Source organism: Shinella sp. GW835-FHT14H05 (genome assembly GCF_058793575.1).
Window position 1 is genome coordinate 130212 of record NZ_JBXAFY010000012.1, and the last position, 15564, is coordinate 145775.

At 60.5% G+C, this 15564-nt stretch carries 16 protein-coding genes and 1 pseudogene; 8 read left to right on the forward strand and 9 right to left on the reverse strand.

All coding sequences use genetic code 11. The features are described from left to right. Nucleotides 1-151 precede the first annotated feature (151 nt). From AC1Q6Z_RS27310 to AC1Q6Z_RS27325, 4 genes are all read left to right on the forward strand, one after another. Entirely contained in the window at nt 152-661 is a 510-nt protein-coding gene (locus AC1Q6Z_RS27310) for a hypothetical protein (RefSeq protein ID WP_137934759.1), read from the forward strand. 124 nt (nt 662-785) lie between these two features. Then, nucleotides 786-1292 carry a hypothetical protein gene (locus AC1Q6Z_RS27315; RefSeq protein ID WP_137934758.1) on the forward strand — a complete coding sequence of 169 codons (507 nt, stop codon included), beginning with the start codon at nt 786-788 and terminating at the stop codon, nt 1290-1292. A gap of 233 nt (nt 1293-1525) precedes the next feature. Then, entirely contained in the window at nt 1526-1837 is a 312-nt protein-coding gene (locus tag AC1Q6Z_RS27320; protein WP_332313042.1) for a DUF7673 family protein, read from the forward strand. A gap of 13 nt (nt 1838-1850) precedes the next feature. After that, nucleotides 1851-2156, forward strand: coding sequence for a DUF1810 family protein (locus AC1Q6Z_RS27325; protein WP_395773292.1), 306 nt, complete (start codon nt 1851-1853; stop codon nt 2154-2156). A 21-nt stretch (nt 2157-2177) separates the two neighbouring features. Here AC1Q6Z_RS27325 and AC1Q6Z_RS27330 read toward each other — a convergent pair whose 3' ends face one another. Beyond that, entirely contained in the window at nt 2178-2381 is a 204-nt protein-coding gene (locus tag AC1Q6Z_RS27330; RefSeq protein WP_137934796.1) for a cold-shock protein, read from the reverse strand. 178 nt (nt 2382-2559) lie between these two features. On the opposite strand from AC1Q6Z_RS27330, the gene ligD (AC1Q6Z_RS27335) reads away from it, so the two are divergent. Then, on the forward strand, nt 2560-5199 hold the full coding sequence (gene ligD / locus AC1Q6Z_RS27335; RefSeq protein ID WP_137934756.1) for a DNA ligase D: 2640 nt from the start codon (nt 2560-2562) through the stop codon (nt 5197-5199). A gap of 33 nt (nt 5200-5232) precedes the next feature. After that, on the forward strand, nt 5233-5613 hold the full coding sequence (locus tag AC1Q6Z_RS27340) for a DUF4112 domain-containing protein (protein ID WP_137934755.1): 381 nt from the start codon (nt 5233-5235) through the stop codon (nt 5611-5613). Here the strand turns inward: AC1Q6Z_RS27340 and ligD (AC1Q6Z_RS27345) are convergent, their stop codons facing one another. The 3 genes from ligD (AC1Q6Z_RS27345) to ku (AC1Q6Z_RS27355) are packed head-to-tail and all read right to left on the reverse strand — an operon-like array spanning nt 5614 to nt 8451. Continuing rightward, on the reverse strand, nt 5614-6672 hold the full coding sequence (gene ligD / locus AC1Q6Z_RS27345; protein ID WP_137934754.1) for a non-homologous end-joining DNA ligase: 1059 nt from the start codon (nt 6670-6672) through the stop codon (nt 5614-5616). It lies immediately after the preceding gene. Between the two features lie 52 nt (nt 6673-6724). Beyond that, a complete protein-coding gene (gene ku, locus AC1Q6Z_RS27350) occupies nt 6725-7537 on the reverse strand; it encodes a non-homologous end joining protein Ku (protein ID WP_137934753.1) in 813 nt (270 codons plus the stop codon). An 11-nt stretch (nt 7538-7548) separates the two neighbouring features. Then, entirely contained in the window at nt 7549-8451 is a 903-nt protein-coding gene (ku, locus tag AC1Q6Z_RS27355) for a non-homologous end joining protein Ku (RefSeq protein WP_137934795.1), read from the reverse strand. A gap of 204 nt (nt 8452-8655) precedes the next feature. Between ku (AC1Q6Z_RS27355) and AC1Q6Z_RS27360 the strand changes: the two genes are divergently transcribed. Together AC1Q6Z_RS27360 and AC1Q6Z_RS27365 are read left to right on the forward strand one after the other, a co-directional pair. Then, a complete protein-coding gene (locus AC1Q6Z_RS27360) occupies nt 8656-8838 on the forward strand; it encodes a hypothetical protein (protein ID WP_137934752.1) in 183 nt (60 codons plus the stop codon). A gap of 29 nt (nt 8839-8867) precedes the next feature. After that, the gene (locus AC1Q6Z_RS27365) at nt 8868-9749 is read left to right on the forward strand and encodes a hypothetical protein (RefSeq protein WP_137934751.1); all 882 of its coding nucleotides are present in this window, start codon (nt 8868-8870) and stop codon (nt 9747-9749) included. Here the strand turns inward: AC1Q6Z_RS27365 and xth are convergent. The 5 genes and pseudogenes from xth to AC1Q6Z_RS27390 form a co-directional block, all read right to left on the reverse strand. Further along, nucleotides 9746-10534 (reverse strand): exodeoxyribonuclease III, encoded by a 789-nt coding sequence (gene xth / locus AC1Q6Z_RS27370; protein ID WP_137934750.1) that lies wholly within the window; start codon nt 10532-10534, stop codon nt 9746-9748. The two genes, AC1Q6Z_RS27365 and xth, sit on opposite strands and share 4 nt — an antisense overlap. 89 nt (nt 10535-10623) lie before the next feature. Continuing rightward, nucleotides 10624-10842 carry a hypothetical protein gene (locus tag AC1Q6Z_RS27375; protein WP_137934749.1) on the reverse strand — a complete coding sequence of 73 codons (219 nt, stop codon included), beginning with the start codon at nt 10840-10842 and terminating at the stop codon, nt 10624-10626. A 415-nt stretch (nt 10843-11257) separates the two neighbouring features. Beyond that, a complete protein-coding gene (locus AC1Q6Z_RS27380) occupies nt 11258-11848 on the reverse strand; it encodes an SOS response-associated peptidase (protein WP_137934748.1) in 591 nt (196 codons plus the stop codon). Nucleotides 11849-11947: 99 nt separating this feature from the next. Next, nucleotides 11948-13036 (reverse strand): annotated as a pseudogene (gene dinB / locus AC1Q6Z_RS27385) (DNA polymerase IV). A gap of 1 nt (nt 13037) precedes the next feature. Further along, entirely contained in the window at nt 13038-15107 is a 2070-nt protein-coding gene (locus AC1Q6Z_RS27390; protein WP_137934747.1) for an ATP-dependent helicase, read from the reverse strand. Between the last annotated feature and the right edge of the window lie 457 nt (nt 15108-15564).

Consider the following 15564-nt stretch of genomic DNA (forward strand, 5'->3'; position numbering starts at 1 on the left):
CCATCTTTTTAGGTAAAAGATAGGTATGTAATGGTGTTTCTGCGGTTTATTGTTTAGAAATTCCAAGAACGGATCTCCAATCCATTTTCTAGACCCTCTATACCCCATCAATGACATTCCCAATGACGAGATCGCCCTTCTCGGTGAGATGATGGCCTGGACAGCTTACATCGAGGTCGATCTCTTCACTCTGTATATTCTTGGAAAACCTGGAAGCGAGGTGAAGCGCCGGAAAGAATTTTACAAGCAGACGGCCGGTCTAAAGCAACGGGTCCGCCTTGTCCGCGAGACGCTCCATGCCAAATTGCATGCGGAACTCGCCGGCCCTTTCAATGCGCTCATGACGGAGGTTGAGATCCTCGCAGACGTGCGCAATACCTGGGCACACAATCCAATTATCCGCTTTGGCCCAGAGCGTACCCTCGTGCGCTGGGAAATCGGTTCAGGCGAGTTCGCCGGTCGACTTGTTCGAGTTGACGCGAAGGTCTTGCGTCCGCTCATGCCTCGCGTCGAGCAACTTCACCTTAACCTTCGCAATCTGGCTGCACTTGTAAACAGCCCAACTGGAGAGCAATTCGCGATCACCTTCGGGGAGCGCGATGCTCGAATGGATGCGCAGCTTAAACGATTACTAGCGGCATCCCGGCCCAAAGACCCATGAACGAAATCGCAATTTTGAAGAACTTCTATTGTTGTGCCTTTAAATCACTCTCGATGAGATGGAGCTACCTTTGTCATTGCCTCCCATTCCTAAGAGGCTAGCTGCCCGCATCCGGGCTGCGCAAATGAAAGTCCAGGAGGCGAGAGGTTGGATCGACGCGACGGAGTTCAACGCCCTGCAATATGAAGCGCGTTGGAACGAGTTTGCGCGCGACCCTGCGGCATTCGCTCAAAAATATTATCCGGGCCACGGCGTGGATTCGTATCCAGTGCAAACGAACATGGCTCGCATCCGGGAGAGGCTAGAGAAACTGCCAGCGCAGCGGGACCGAAATTATCGTGATCTCGAAGAGGCCGATGCCCAACTATCGAAGGTCGAGGCCGACGTTCTGAAAGAGGTAGGCCACATGCGAGCGTCTCCTGGTCGCACCCCATGGCCAGCACCTCTAGAGCAATACAAAACGTTCCATACCAGAGCGATGGCGCAGGCTTATCACCAGCGCGACACTGCCGATGCGCAGCGTGAGGGGTATCTTGCCCGAGTCCAGAAAGACTACGATGAAGAGATCGCCGCAAGCGAAATCGAGCGTCAAGCCGAGCTTGACGAACTGGCCGAAGACATGAAGTCTTAGACGCCAGCACAACGAGCGAAATTCAAAGAAATCGTGGGGCGATCGCAGAAGGACTCCGAAACCGGACGTTGACGCCGAGTCATATCGGCGATTTCATAAAGGAGGAGCTCAAGCGGTAGTTTAAATTTTTAAGGATCGATGAGGTGCACGTATAACGGAACGAATTGTCTCATGGTTGTAGCGAAAGTCCTAAGTTCTGCTGTAAATAATCAAGACGTGACGGAGGGGCAAATATGGGGATGAGTGCACATGAGCGCGCCGCTTTCGAGCGACTGCTGAAGATCGGTCGCGGCGACACCGGCCAATCTCGCAAGGTGGCCAACTTCATCCTGGCATGGTGGAACGCAGACACTCATGGCGGGTTCGACCTCACGGAGCTATTCGGCGTGGACGAGGTAATCGCCGCCGATATGGCGACCGTCTTTGTTTGCCTGTCCCGCAACCCCGTCACATTCTACCCGGAAGAATGTCGATCGCAAATCGAGCAGATTATCAAGGGCAGGCGTCCAGAGGCATGGGCGCGCGCCAATTCCCCCGAAGCATGAGGACGCGGGCGCGCTGCGGCGGTCTCCGACTGCGAACTTCTATGGAATTTCCTCTATCGCGGAGGCCTGCTACTATCTCCGGCATCCCGTGCTGGCCAACAGATTGGCGCGAGCGGTCGATGCGGTGCTCGGGGTAGCCGGCCGTTCCGCCCATGAGATTTTCGGCTCGCCTGATGACCTAAAATTCCGCTCGTCGATGACGCCGTTCAGCAAAGCTGCCGGCGAGGAGGGCGAGAGGTTTCGTCTGGCCCTCGAGCGCTTCTTTGCCGGCGAGCCAGATCCCGTTACCCCTGAATTGCTCGGCGGGGGCATCGACTAGCCGCCGCCCTTGCCGCGTCGATCAGAGCGCGCGAACGTTTTCCGCTTTCGACTTGCCGGTCTTGCGGTCCTGGCCGAGGTCATAACTGACCTTCGAACCGTCGCGCAGGGGCCCGCCGGCGATCACGCCGGAGACATGGACAAAGACATCCTGTCCGCCGTCGTCGGGCGTGATGAACCCGAAACCCTTGTCCTGATTGAAAAACTTGACCGTACCAATCGCCATGAAGATCCTCGTAAGCTGAGCGGCGTTTCGCCGACCGCGAGCATATTCGCCACGCGAGATACTCGCAACCTGACATGCGCGGCGCGGCGGGAACAAGAATCCTTCGCGGGGGGTTTTCGTCTCGACGTGGCCTGACCTTCTGTCGGGATCGGCAATGCGAAATCGAACGAGGTCGATGATGGTGGCTGACAAGCTCTCAACCTACAAGAAGAAGCGGGATTTCAGGCAGACGCAGGAACCGAGCGGATCGACCGAGGTCAAACCGTCGAACCGGCTACGTTTCATCATCCAGAAGCACGATGCCACCCGGCTCCATTACGATCTCCGCCTCGAACTCGACGGCGTGTTCAAATCCTGGGCGGTAACCAAGGGGCCGTCGCTCGATCCGAGCGACAAGCGGCTCGCGGTCGAGGTCGAGGACCACCCGCTCGACTATGGTGATTTCGAAGGCACGATCCCGAAGGGCCAATATGGTGGCGGCACGGTCATGCTCTGGGATCGGGGCTACTGGGAGCCGGAGGGCGGCAAGTCGCCGGAAGAGGCGATGAAGAAGGGCGACTTCAAGTTCGTGCTGCACGGCAAGCGGCTGCACGGAAGCTTCGTGCTCGTTCGGATGCGTCACGACCGCGACGGTGGCAAGCGCACCAATTGGCTGCTGATCAAGCACCATGACGACCATTCGGTGGGAGAGAACGGCGCGGCAATCCTCGATGAGAACATGACCTCCGTCGCATCCGGGCGCACGATGGATCAGATCGCCGCCGGCAAGGGCCGCAAGCCGAAGCCGTTCATCATGGCGAGCGGCGATGTCGAGGCAGATGCCGTCTGGGATAGCAAGCACGGCCTCGCCGCTGATGAGCGGAAGAAGAAGACCCTCAAAGATGTTGCGACTTCCACGGCCGCCGACCTGCCCGACTTCATCCCGCCGCAGCTTTGCGAGACGCTGGACCGCCCGCCCGCCGGCGACAGCTGGCTGCACGAGATCAAGTTCGACGGCTATCGCATCCAGATGCGGGTCTCCGACGGGAAGGTGACGCTGAAGACCCGCAAGGGCCTGGACTGGACCGCCAGATATCCCGAGATCGCCGAGGTTGCCACGTCGCTTCCCGACTGCATCATCGATGGCGAGATCTGTGCCCTCGACGACAATGGTGCCCCTGACTTCGCCGCGCTACAGGCGGCATTGTCGGAGAAGAACACAGGTAACCTCGTTTATTTCGCCTTTGACCTGCTGTTCGACGGCGGCGAGGATTTACGGGAAAAACCGCTGACCGAGCGGAAATCGCGGCTGCGAGATCTTCTCGGAGATGCCACCGACGACCCGCATCTGCGCTTCGTGGAGCATTTCGAAACCGGGGGCGATGCGGTGCTGCGGTCCGCGTGCAAGCTCTCGCTGGAGGGCATCGTCTCCAAGCAGGCGGACGCGCCCTACCGATCCGGCCGCACCGACACCTGGGCGAAATCAAAATGCCGGGCGGGCCACGAGGTCGTGATCGGCGGCTACGCCAAGACAAACGGCAAATTCCGCTCGCTGCTGGTCGGCGTTAACCGCGGGAACCATTTCGTCTATGTCGGCCGGGTGGGAACGGGCTATGGCGCCAAGACCGTCGGGACGCTGCTGCCCATGCTGAAAGCCGTGGAGACGGACACATCTCCCTTCACCGGGATCGGTGCGCCAAAGAAGGAAAAAGAAGTCGTCTGGCTGAAACCCGAACTCGTCGCCGAGATCGAGTTCGCCGGCTGGACTGCGGACGGCCTTGTGCGCCAGGCAGCCTTCAAGGGCCTGCGGGAAGATAAACCGGCGGCGGAGGTCGAGGCCGAGAAACCTTCTTCGCCTATCAAGGCCGAGACACCAGACCCGGCGGCCGTCGCAAAGGAAAAGCCCAGCCGCCGCAAGGGCGCAAAAGCCGAGGTCATGGGCGTGCTCATCTCCAATCCCGACAAGCCGCTCTGGCCGGACGCCGGCGATGGCGAGCCGGTCACCAAGGAAGATCTCGCCCGTTATCACGAGGCCGTCGGTTCCTGGCTCATCGACCATGTGAAGGGCCGGCCATGTTCGATCATTCGCGCGCCCGACGGGATCGGCGGCGAGCAGTTCTTCCAGCGGCACGCCATGCCCGGCACGTCGAACCTGCTGGAACTGGTCAAGGTCTTCGGCGACAAGAAGCCGTATTTGCAGGTCGATCGCGTCGAAGGGCTGGTCGCCATCGCCCAGATCGGCGGCATCGAACTGCATCCCTGGAACTGCGAGCCCGGCCAGCCGGAGGTGCCGGGCCGCCTCGTCTTCGATCTGGATCCCGGTCCTGACGTGGATTTCTCCACGGTCGTCGCTGCCGCGCGCGAGATGCGCGACCGGCTGGACAATCTCGGTCTCATCAGCTTCTGCAAGACCACCGGCGGCAAGGGGCTCCATGTCGTCACACCGCTCGCCATCAACAAACGCAAGCCGCTGTCCTGGGCGGAGGCCAAGGGTTTTGCGCATGACGTCTGCCAGGAGATGGCCCGCGACAATCCGGACCTATATCTGATCAAGATGACCAAGAGCCTGCGCGGTGGGCGGATCTTCCTCGACTACCTGCGCAACGATCGCATGGCGACCGCCGTGGCGCCGCTTTCACCGCGCGCGCGGCCGGGCGCCACCGTCTCGATGCCGCTCACTTGGACGCAGGTCAAATCCGACCTCGATCCGAAGCGCTTCACGATCCGCACGGTCCCGGCGCTTCTGAAGAAAACGGCAGCCTGGGAGGATTATTGCGATGGACAGCGTCCGTTGGATCAAGCCATCAAGCGGCTCGGCAAGCAAAAGGCCGCTGCATGAGCGCGGGACAGGGCAGGGGGATCGCGATCCGGCATGAAGCATGACATCCCGATCGATCACTTGATGCGTCTTCGCCGGATACGGGGCTTGGCCAGGTTGATGGATACCGCCTTGAGAATTCCGGGCACGGGCGTCTCGCTTGGCGCCGACTCCGTTCTTGGCCTGATCCCCGGCATCGGCGACTTCGGCGCTGCCGCTGTCAGCCTCTTCATCGTCAACGAGGCACGCCGTCTCGGCGTGCCGAAGGAGACGCTCTTCAGGATGCTGGTCAATGTGGGCTTCGATACGGTTGCCGGAAGCGTGCCGGTGCTCGGCGACGTCTTCGACGTCTACTTCAAATCCAATCGGCGCAATCTGCAACTGGTGCTCGATCACTTCGGACTCGATCACGCCGATCTGGATCGGCAGCGATGATCAGCGGCGGCCGCCCGCCGCGGCCCTATCGAACACCGCGGCATTGTCCTGGATTTCGCGCAGCCCCTTGTAGGAGGCGTGGCGTAGATTGCCGTCGTCGGTCCAGCCTCTAAACTCGATCTCGGCGATGAGCGTCGGCTGGGCGAAGACGTAGTTCTTTCCCTTCAGAGGCACGACCGGCTTTTTGGTCTTGAGCTTGTCGAGCGTCTTGCGCAGATATTCGGCGTCGGCGGTCTTGAAGCCCGTCCCGACCGAGCCGACCGACACCCAGCCGTCGCCCTTGCGAGCCGCCAGCAACAGGCTCCCGATGCCGCCGCGTGCCGCTTCCGACTGCTCGTAGCCGACGATCATGAAGCTCTCGCTCTGGATGCACTTGATCTTGATCCAGTCGCCGGTGCGGCCGGACCGATAAGGACGATCGCGATGCTTGGCGATGATGCCCTCAAGACCCATTCTGCAGGCGTTTGCCAGAAGCTCCGTTCCGCCGCCATGAGCTTCCTCCGAGAGCTGCACCGCGCCAACCGTTCCGTCGAGGAAGTCTTCGAGCAGATGCCGGCGGACGGCGAGCTCGGTCCTGGCCAGATCGTGGCCGTCGAAATAGAGGAGGTCGAAGGCGAAGAACACTGCTTCGGTCGAGGCGCGCTTTCCGCCGCGCCCACCAAGCGAGCGCTGCAGCGCTCCGAAATCCGAATGACCCGCCTTGTTGAGGACAACGGCTTCGCCATCGAGGATGGCGGTCCCCACGCCAAGTTTCCTGGCGTCCGCGGCGATCACGGGAAAGCGGTGGGTCCAGTCATGGCCGCCGCGTGTGATGATCCGCACGCCCTTCGGCTCGATATGAATGGCCAGGCGATAGCCGTCCCATTTGAGTTCGTACAGCCAGTCAGGGCCTTCCGGCGGCGTCGACCGGAGCAGGGCGAGGCATGGCTCAACGCGGTCGGGCATCGGATCGAACGGCAGGCTCGGCTGCTCGGGGTGGCGCTTGCGCACCGGACGCGACTGCAGCGTCTCGCGGGACTCGTCGTAAAGGGGGATGGCGGATTGGCGCTTTCGTTTCATCGGTGTCCATCACATGCGGAGAGTCCGAACATAGGTGCCTTGCGCGAAGAATTCAGGATGCACGCTTGCCTTTCTCGCCTGCGGCGAGACTCTTGCGCAGCGCATCCATGATGTCGATGACATTCCCGCCCGACGGGCGGTCGTCGCCCTTGGCCTTGCCCTTTCGCGATGGTCTCAGCGCCTTCTTCTTTTTGGCGATGATATCGAGCAGGGCGTCCTGCACCGGGTCGGATACCATGTCGGGCGACCATTCCTTCGTGTGCTGCTTGATGAACTTCTGCACCAACGGAATAAGCTCGGGGTCGGCCTTATCGTCGATATCCTCGAAATAGGATTCCTCCGGCCGAACCTCGTCGCCGAAACGCAGCGTCCAGAGCACGATGCCCTCGCCGCGCGGTTCGAGCACGACGGCGCGCTCGCGCCGGCCAATCACCAGCTTGGAGACGCCGAACACCTTGTCGGCCGCCATCGCGTCGCGAATGACGGCGAACGCCTCATGACCGACCGGATCCTCCGGCACCAGATAATGCGGCTTTTCCAGATAAATCCATTCGATGCTGTCGCGTGGCACGAATTTCTCGATGTCGATGGTCTTGACCGTATCAAGGGCGACGGCGTCGAGATCGTCGTCGGTGAGGAGCACGTAGTCGTTCTCGCCGCGGGCATAACCCTTCACCTCGTCGTCGTATTTGACGGGCTTCCTGGTGACGGCATCGACATATTGTGAGGCGACACGGTTGCCGGTCGCCTTGTTCAAGGTGTGGAAGCGGACCTTCTCGCTCTCCGACGTCGCCGGCGACATGGACACAGGGCAGGTGACGAGAGAGAGCTTCAGATAGCCTTTCCAATAAGGGCGCGGTGCCATGAGTTCTCTCCTCAACCAGCTTTACGCTGCGCGGCGGCCGGGCTGCGCGCCTTCGAGGCCGCCGACCGGGCTGCCGGCTTGCGACCGGTGCCCTTGTTGGCATTGGCGGCGGCGCGCTTCGGCTTGTCGTCGCCGGCCTTGAGCATCTTCGCGCTCTCGCGCAACGCGGCCAGCAGGTCGTCGGGTTTCGAGACCTTGACCTCCTTGCGCTTCGGCAACGCCTTGCCTTCGATCTTCGCTTTCACCAGCTCGGCAACTGCCGCTTCGTAACGATCGTCGAATTCGGCCGGATCGAAGGTCCCTTTCTTCGTCGCGATGATATGCTTCGCAAGATCCAGCATCTCGCCCTTGATCTTCAGTTTTGGCATCTCTTCGAACGCCTTATCCGACGAGCGAACCTCGTAGTCGTATTGCATGGTCGTGGCGATCATCCCCTTGCCATGCGCACGGATCAGCACCGTCCGTATTCGGCGGAACAGGACAGTGCGCCCCACCGCAGCGACTTTGGATTTCTCCATAGCGTCGCGCAGCGCAGTGAAGGCATCGGAGGAGACCCGATCGGTCGGCACGAGATAATACGGCTTGTCGAAATAGACGTCGTCGACGCCGGCGCAGGGAATGAAGGCTTCGACCGTCAGCGTCTTGTTGCTTTCCGGGATCGTCGCAGCGACCTCCTCGGGATCGATCATGATGTATTGGCCATTCTCGATCTCGAAGCCCTTGGTCTGGTCCTCGCGGTCGACTTCCTTGCCGGTATCGCTGTCGATAAAGATGCGGTTGACGCGGTTGCCGGTCTTTTTGTTGATCGTGTGGAAGGAGATGCGCTCGGAGGTGCTCGCCGCCGTGTATAGACCGACGCCACAGCTCACCTCGCCGAATTTGATGAAGCCTTTCCACTGAGCACGCTGGGCCATCTCGAAACTCCCGACTCGACGCAACCAACGCGAGTCAAGCGAATCACTTGCGAATTTGTTCCGATTCAAAAATGAATCGGAAATCAATGACTTAGGGGCGGCGCGCCTCCCTCATTGCGAGTCTGCAATATGTCCTTGATTCGCTGCATCTTTCTTGCCGTTCCGTGCGTTCTTCCCGGACCACCACCGGAAAGGAATATTGTAATGACGAAGCGTGAGACCATCGATACCGGAACCGACAGGCGCTATGTCCGTCGTGACGAGAAGGGCCAGTTCAAGGAAAGCGTCAATGTCGGACGATCCCTGTCCGCCGACCGCCGCCACAAGGCGAAAACCGAGGCCAAGCCCGGTGAAGGCGACCGGGGCGATCGGCATACAAAGCACTGAGTGCCTGCTATCCTGAGCACGGTGACGCCATGGACGAGGAACGCGAGATCGGCCATAAGGCCGAAGAGGACGGCGAGCATGCCGCCGTCGCGTTCCCGTTCGACCGGATGACGGTGCAGCGGTTTCGCGAGACGTTCCCGCGGGCTCGCTGGAGTGACCGGCGAAAGGCGTGGATCCTCCCTGGCAAGACGGCCCGCCGACGCATCGATCGCTGGATGGCGAGAGAGCAATCCCGCCTCGACCCCTATGCCGAAGCGAAGGGGAGGGACGCCTATGCCTTCGAACCAATCCTCAGCCCCTATCTCAGCGTCGACAGGGACGGGTTTCGCGTTAGGACGCCCTATTCGCGCAAACTCGTCGAGGAAATCCGGCAAGTTCCCTTCGCCCGGTGGGACGGCGCCGAAAAGGCCTGGCGCGTGCCCTTTTCTTCCTATGACGATCTTGTCGATCACTGGCAGGCCATTGAAGCGGAGGCGCAGCGCTGCGAGCCAGAGGAAAGGCGCAAGCGCGCCGAAGCGCGCAAGGGCACCGATGAAGAAAGAATAGCCCGCCGTCGCACAGCCGAGCGAAAGCGGAGACGCATCCCGCTTCCGGCCGAGGATCTGCCGCCACTGGATCGTCCGGTCGCGACCGCGCTCTATGGTATCATCGTCGTGGACGACGTCACCGGTGAGCTCGTCGACCCAGGTGAGATCAGCGATCTCTATCCGGACTTTCACGGTGATCGCGTCTGGGGAGCCTGGCGCGTTCCCTCGCTCGAAGAGCTTATCCACACGTGGGCGTCAAAGGTCGAGCCGACGGAAAGGGAGCGTCAACGAGGTTGGTGGCTCCCCACCATCGAGGAACTGCGTGAGGCAAGGCGGACAGCACGGTCACGCGAGAGACGGATGGTTTCTCAGCCGCCCGCCTAATCCGCATCCGCCGGCAGATCGATCTCGATCATGACGGGGGCGTGATCGCTGGTGTGCTCCCAGCTTCGCGGCGTGCGTCGGACACTGGCCGACCTCAGCCACGGTGCGATGGTCGGGCTGAGCAGGAAATGATCGATCCGCAGCCCTGCATCGCGCTCGAAGGAATGTCTCCAATATTTCCAGAATGTGTAGATGCGCTCATCGGGATGGAGATGACGGATCGCATCCATCCACCCTTGCGCGACGAGATCGCCATAGGCCTCGCGAACCTCCGGGCGAAACAATGCGTCATCGCGCCAGCGCTCCGGTGCATAAACGTCGAGATCGGTCGGCATCACATTGTAGTCGCCGACCAGCAGGGCCGGAATATCGAGGTCGATTAGCTCGGCGGCATAGGCATGCAGGCGCTCGAACCAGCGCAGCTTGTAGTCGAACTTCGGGCCGGGCGCGGGATTGCCGTTCGGGAGATAGAGGCAGCCGACAAGGATCCCGTTGATGGCTGCTTCGATATAGCGGCTGTGCGTATCGTCGGGATCGCCCGGGAGTTCGCGGCGTGTCAAAACCGGAAGCGTGCCCTTGGCAAGTATCGCTACGCCGTTCGAGCTTTTCTGGCCGTGCGATATGCCCTCGTAACCGAGGTTCTGCAGCTCGCGCCGCGGAAAAGTCTCGTCCGTTGCCTTGAGTTCCTGAAGGCAGACCACATCCGGCGCGTCCTCCTTCAGCCATCGAAGCAGCACCGGTAGCCGGCCAATCACGCCGTTGACATTGTAGGTGGCAATCTTCACGCAGTCTCCTTACGACGATCGATGATCGTTCCGGGAAACAGGTGGTGGAAATTAAAAGGTCCGCTCGCGGCGATCGCCGAGACGAGCCCTCAGGGATCGCGACGACCGTAGTGCTCACGGGCGATGGATTCGAGGAGCGGTCGATCAAGGCCCGGTCGATAGGTCCCGCCTGGATAGGCGTCGAGCAGATATCGCGCAAACGCCCTTCTCGCCTCGGGATCTCGGCTGAACCATGGTTGCGAAGTGATCTCCTCGTAAACGTCCTTCATTGTCGAAAGCTCGTCGGGTGCAAAGATACCGTTGCTCATTTTCTTACCCCCCAAATCACAGTTCGTCTGGGAACAAGCGGCCGTGCGACGGGTTTGCAGCCACGTTTACAGTTGAGCACGCCGGGGACCGCGACGGATGATTTCATGCCGCCCGCCTCGGCGCTCTCTCGTGCCGAACGACCACCGGGATATGATATCGTGAAATACGAAGATGGCATGCAGATTCTGTACGACGTCCTCAGCAAGGGCGTGTTCATCCAGTTGCGCGGCAAATCAGGGTTCCTCAAAGCCCCTTTCCAAACCAGCGGGAGGCGATACGCGCTGCGGAGGACTACTGCCGAGAGCTCGGGATGGGGCGATTCCCGCCCGCAATAGGGGCCCGAGAGAAGATGGGAAGCGCCCGGCGTATGTTGCCGTCTCAGGCTGAACGGCCTTGTTTTCCGATCGGACCGATCTACCCCACCTGCTCCACCGATAAGGAGCCTTTCGGAAGCGGTTTGATCAACGCCTTTGCGGAAACCGAACTATCGAGCCAATCGGCCCAACTCTCCTGTTCGAGAATGACGATCTGACGGTCATGGTAGGGAGCGATATCCGGCCCCGGTTCCATCGTCAGCATGGTGAACGCCTCGCCGACGTCCTCGGTCTCGCGCCAGATGCCGGCAATGGCAAAGATGGGCTCGCCGGTCTTGCGGAACAGCCACTTGTCCTTCCGCTTCTTCTTCGGGTCGGCCGGCGCGGTGAACTCGTAGAAGCCATCGGCGACGATGAGGCAGCGGTTGGAGGCGAACTCGCGGCCCTCAGAGCGAAAGTTATAGACCGGTTTTCTCGTCGGGCTCGGCCAGCTCCACCGGCGCTGAACCAGTTCCCCGGCTCCGCGCTCGCCTTCGATAGTCCGGACAATCGGCGCAGTATCGGTGATCTTGATATCCTCGCGCGCCTCGATATTGGGACGCCCCTCGGGAAAGCGGATCTTGATCTTGCGATGCTCGAACTCCTCGATGACCGAGGCCAGTTCGACCATTAGCCGGTAATCGTTGCACATGGCTCCTCCGAATGATCAGCATCTACAGCACCTCGCGGCGCGCTGCATTTGCAATGTAAGGCGCTGCGTCCGGATTTCGACTGCAGACTGGAGGCGCGGCTAGATCTGCAACTCCAATTGGTCCGCCGCGGTTTCCTCGTCATCCATGAAAGACGATAGCGTGATGCCGAGCAGGCGTATGCCTTTTGGCGTAGGGAACAACGGCTCAAGGAGCGATTGCGCGATTGCTTCGAGATCATCAAGCCGGCCGATCGACGTCGACGTCGTCCTGCTGCGGGTGATAATCTGGAAGTCGGCATATTTGACTTTCAGCGTCACGGTCCGCCCATGGAGGCCCTTGGCACCGCAATGACGCCAGACCTTGGCGGCAAGCGGTGGGATTTCGGCGCGGGCGGCGGCGAGATCGACAATGTCGACAATGAAGGTGTCCTCGGCGCCAACGGACTTGCGCGGCCGATCCGGTTGCACGGCCCGGTTATCGATGCCGCGGGAGATATTGTAGTACCAAGCACCCGACTTACCGAAATGCTCCTGTAGCCAGGAAAGCGATTTTGCCTTGAGATCCGCACCGGTCAGGATGCCAAGCCGCTCCATCTTGGCGGCTGTCGCCGGCCCGACGCCGTGGAATTTCTTGACCGCGAGCGCTTCAACAAACCCCGGACCATTCTTCGGTAAAATTACTGCTTGGCCATTGGGCTTGTTGAGGTCCGAGGCCATTTTCGCCAAGAATTTGCAATAGGAGATGCCGGCGGATGCGTTGAGGCCAGTGACCTCCTTGATGCGCGCCCGGATGATTGTCGCGATCTCGGTGGCGATTGGAATTCCCTGCTTGTTTTCGGTCACGTCCAGATAGGCTTCGTCCAAGGAGAGCGGTTCAATCAAGTCTGTGTGTTCGGCAAAGATCTCGCGAATTTAAGCGGAGACCGCGCGATAGGTGTCGAAGCGCGGCGGCACAAAAATCAGGTCCGGGCAGCGCCTTTTCGCCGTTACCGATGGCAGGGCCGATCGAACGCCGAAGGCGCGCGCCTCGTAGCTCGCCGCGGCAACGACGCCGCGCGCTGCTGAGCCACCGACGGCGACTGGCATTCCGCGAAGCTCTGGATTGTCGCGCTGTTCGACCGACGCATAGAAGGCATCCATATCGACATGGATGATCTTCCTTATCGGGTTGTCGCCGTCCGCGCTCATGTCATTTCCACATCGATCGCATGCGCGCGGTGACATCGATGCGGATCTGCTTGGCGCTGCGCTCGCTGGCGGCCGCCGAGACCTTTGGCCAACTCGTCCCCTCGAAGAACTGCAGGAGCGTGGCCGGGATGAAGCGCGTCCGCGACGCATAGACATGACGGTCGCCTTGGGCGTTCTGTCCGTGCGTGAAGAACCGTTGCGGCGTGAGAAGGGTGAGTTTGTCGCGCGCCCGCGTCATCCCGACATAGAGCAGCCGGCGCTCCTCCTCGAGTTCCGCGGTCGTGCCTGTGCCGAGATCCGAGGGAATGCAGCCGTCGACGACGTTAAGCATGTAAACGGCGCGCCATTCCTGCCCCTTTGCGGAATGGATTGTCGAGAGGATCAGATAGTCCTCGTCGAGCAGGGGCACGCCGGCCTGGCCACTGGTGGCATCCGGCGGGTCAAGCGTCAGTTCGGTGAGGAAGCGTTCGCGGTTGGGATATCCACCGGCGATCTGCTCGAGCTGGATGAGGTCGGCCTTGCGGGTATCGGCATCCTCGTGAATGCGATCGAGATGCGGTTCGTACCAGAGACGTGCGAGGCCGATTTCTCCAGGCCATCCGCCCTCGACTTTGCGGAGGGCTGTGAGCAAGGTGACAAAGGCGGGCCAATCCTCACCCGTCTTGGGCGGCGGCGGGATCTCCGCAAGCGATTGGAGTGGTTCGGGATCGGCCGCGATCGTGTCGAGGATCTTGCCGGCCGTCTGCGGACCAATGCCCGGCAGCATCTGCAGGAGGCGGAAGCCGGCGACGCGGTCTCGCGGGTTCTGCGCAAAGCGCAACGTTGCCAGGAGGTCTTTCACATGCGCGCTGTCGAGGAACTTCAGGCCGCCGAACTTCACGAACGGGATATTCTGACGCGTGAGCTCCACCTCCAGCGCACCGCTATGGCTCGATGTCCGGAAGAGCACCGCCTGCTGCTTTAAGGTCATGCCGACTTCGCGGTTCGCCAGCACCTGCTCGACAATGTAGTTGGCCTGGTCGGTCTCGTCCTTGACGGTGACGAGCATCGGCTTTTGTTCGGATTTCCGATCCGTCCAGAGGTTCTTCGTGAAACGCTCGCGGGCAAGATCGATCACGCCGTTGGCCGCCGCGAGGATCGGCTGCGTTGAGCGATAATTGCGATCGAGCGTGATCACGTCGGCCGGTTTTGGTGAGAACTTCTTCGGGAAATCGAGGATATTGCGCACCGTCGCCGCTCGAAACGAATAGATCGACTGGGCATCGTCGCCGACGACTGTCAGGCCGCGGCCGCCGGGCTTGAGACCCATCAAAATTGACGCCTGCAGGCGGTTGGTGTCCTGGTATTCGTCGACAAGGACGTGATCGAACCGGCCGCCGATGTCGTCGGCAAGCTCGGGGTCGGACATGACCTGCGCCCAGTAGAGCAGCAGGTCGTCGTAATCGAGCACGTTCTGCGCCTGTTTCGCCTCGACATAGCCGGCGAAAAGTTGCTTCACCTGCTCCTCCCAGCCCATCACATAGGGATAGGACGATTTCAGAACCTCGTTGATCGAGCTTTCCGAATTGACTACGCGCGAATAGATAGCAAGGCATGTGCCCTTGGTTGGAAACCGGGTTTCCATCTTCGAGAAGCCAAGCTCGTGGCGGACGAGGTTCATAAGGTCCGCGCTGTCCTCACGGTCATGAATCGTGAAGTCGACGTTGAGGCCGATCTGCTCAGCATACATCCGCAAGAGCCGCGCACCGATGCCGTGGAAGGTGCCGGCCCAGGCCATGGCGTCCGCCATGACGGCCGAATTGTCGCCGAGCACTTGCCGGCAGATCCGCTGCACGCGGCGCCCCATCTCCGCCGCCGCGCGTCGCGAAAAGGTCATCAGGAGGATGCGACGCGGATCGGCGCCATTGACGATCAGATGTGCGACGCGGTGGGCCAGCGTATTGGTTTTGCCGCTCCCGGCGCCGGCGATGATGAGCAGTGGCCCGCCAACTGAACCGTCGGCCAGGCCTATGCCATGCTCGATCGCCTCGCGCTGGCGATCATTTAGTTTTTCCAGATATGTCGCTGCCATCTGTCTATAGCTCGAAAAAAGAGGATACATCCCAAGATCGAAGCGCAAAGGATGACCGGAACATATAATGAACGTAGCAGCGTCACGGGCGAAAGAAAACCCTGGAGAGTGACCTCGCCTGCCCGCCATTGAGCGGTAGGTTCCATAATAGAACTTATGCGATATATTATAACATAACGAATCGTGCGATGAAAGACTTTCTGTGTTTGCAGGGTCCCCAGCCGTTTCCTTGACAACCTACATTTCAACCAGCAAGTGCCACAGCTCAATTGGCGGGCGCCCAACACGGTTATGTGATGATCTACCCAAAATGGTACGGGCCACTGCATCGTGGTGCTCGATTGCTATGGAATCCGCGGTTGTCCATGGTTTTACGGTGCAAGCGACAAAGGCCTTCACCCAATGGTTCAAGGTTTCCATCCAAGCGTCAGAAGTTCGCGATTGAACATAGCCAATT

Excerpts from the sequence above, each read along its gene's own strand:
- AC1Q6Z_RS27310 (WP_137934759.1), top strand. The coding sequence starts at position 152 with ATGGCCTGGACAGCTTACATCGAGGTCGATCTCTTCACTCTGTATATT.
- AC1Q6Z_RS27315 (WP_137934758.1), top strand. The coding sequence starts at position 786 with ATGAAAGTCCAGGAGGCGAGAGGTTGGATCGACGCGACGGAGTTCAAC.
- AC1Q6Z_RS27320 (WP_332313042.1), top strand. The coding sequence starts at position 1,526 with ATGGGGATGAGTGCACATGAGCGCGCCGCTTTCGAGCGACTGCTGAAG.
- AC1Q6Z_RS27330 (WP_137934796.1), bottom strand. The coding sequence starts at position 2,381 with ATGGCGATTGGTACGGTCAAGTTTTTCAATCAGGACAAGGGTTTCGGG.
- ligD (WP_137934756.1), top strand. The coding sequence starts at position 2,560 with ATGGTGGCTGACAAGCTCTCAACCTACAAGAAGAAGCGGGATTTCAGG.
- AC1Q6Z_RS27340 (WP_137934755.1), top strand. The coding sequence starts at position 5,233 with ATGAAGCATGACATCCCGATCGATCACTTGATGCGTCTTCGCCGGATA.
- ligD (WP_137934754.1), bottom strand. The coding sequence starts at position 6,672 with ATGAAACGAAAGCGCCAATCCGCCATCCCCCTTTACGACGAGTCCCGC.
- ku (WP_137934753.1), bottom strand. The coding sequence starts at position 7,537 with ATGGCACCGCGCCCTTATTGGAAAGGCTATCTGAAGCTCTCTCTCGTC.
- ku (WP_137934795.1), bottom strand. The coding sequence starts at position 8,451 with ATGGCCCAGCGTGCTCAGTGGAAAGGCTTCATCAAATTCGGCGAGGTG.
- AC1Q6Z_RS27360 (WP_137934752.1), top strand. The coding sequence starts at position 8,656 with ATGACGAAGCGTGAGACCATCGATACCGGAACCGACAGGCGCTATGTC.
- AC1Q6Z_RS27365 (WP_137934751.1), top strand. The coding sequence starts at position 8,868 with ATGGACGAGGAACGCGAGATCGGCCATAAGGCCGAAGAGGACGGCGAG.
- AC1Q6Z_RS27375 (WP_137934749.1), bottom strand. The coding sequence starts at position 10,842 with ATGAGCAACGGTATCTTTGCACCCGACGAGCTTTCGACAATGAAGGAC.
- AC1Q6Z_RS27380 (WP_137934748.1), bottom strand. The coding sequence starts at position 11,848 with ATGTGCAACGATTACCGGCTAATGGTCGAACTGGCCTCGGTCATCGAG.
- AC1Q6Z_RS27390 (WP_137934747.1), bottom strand. The coding sequence starts at position 15,107 with ATGGCAGCGACATATCTGGAAAAACTAAATGATCGCCAGCGCGAGGCG.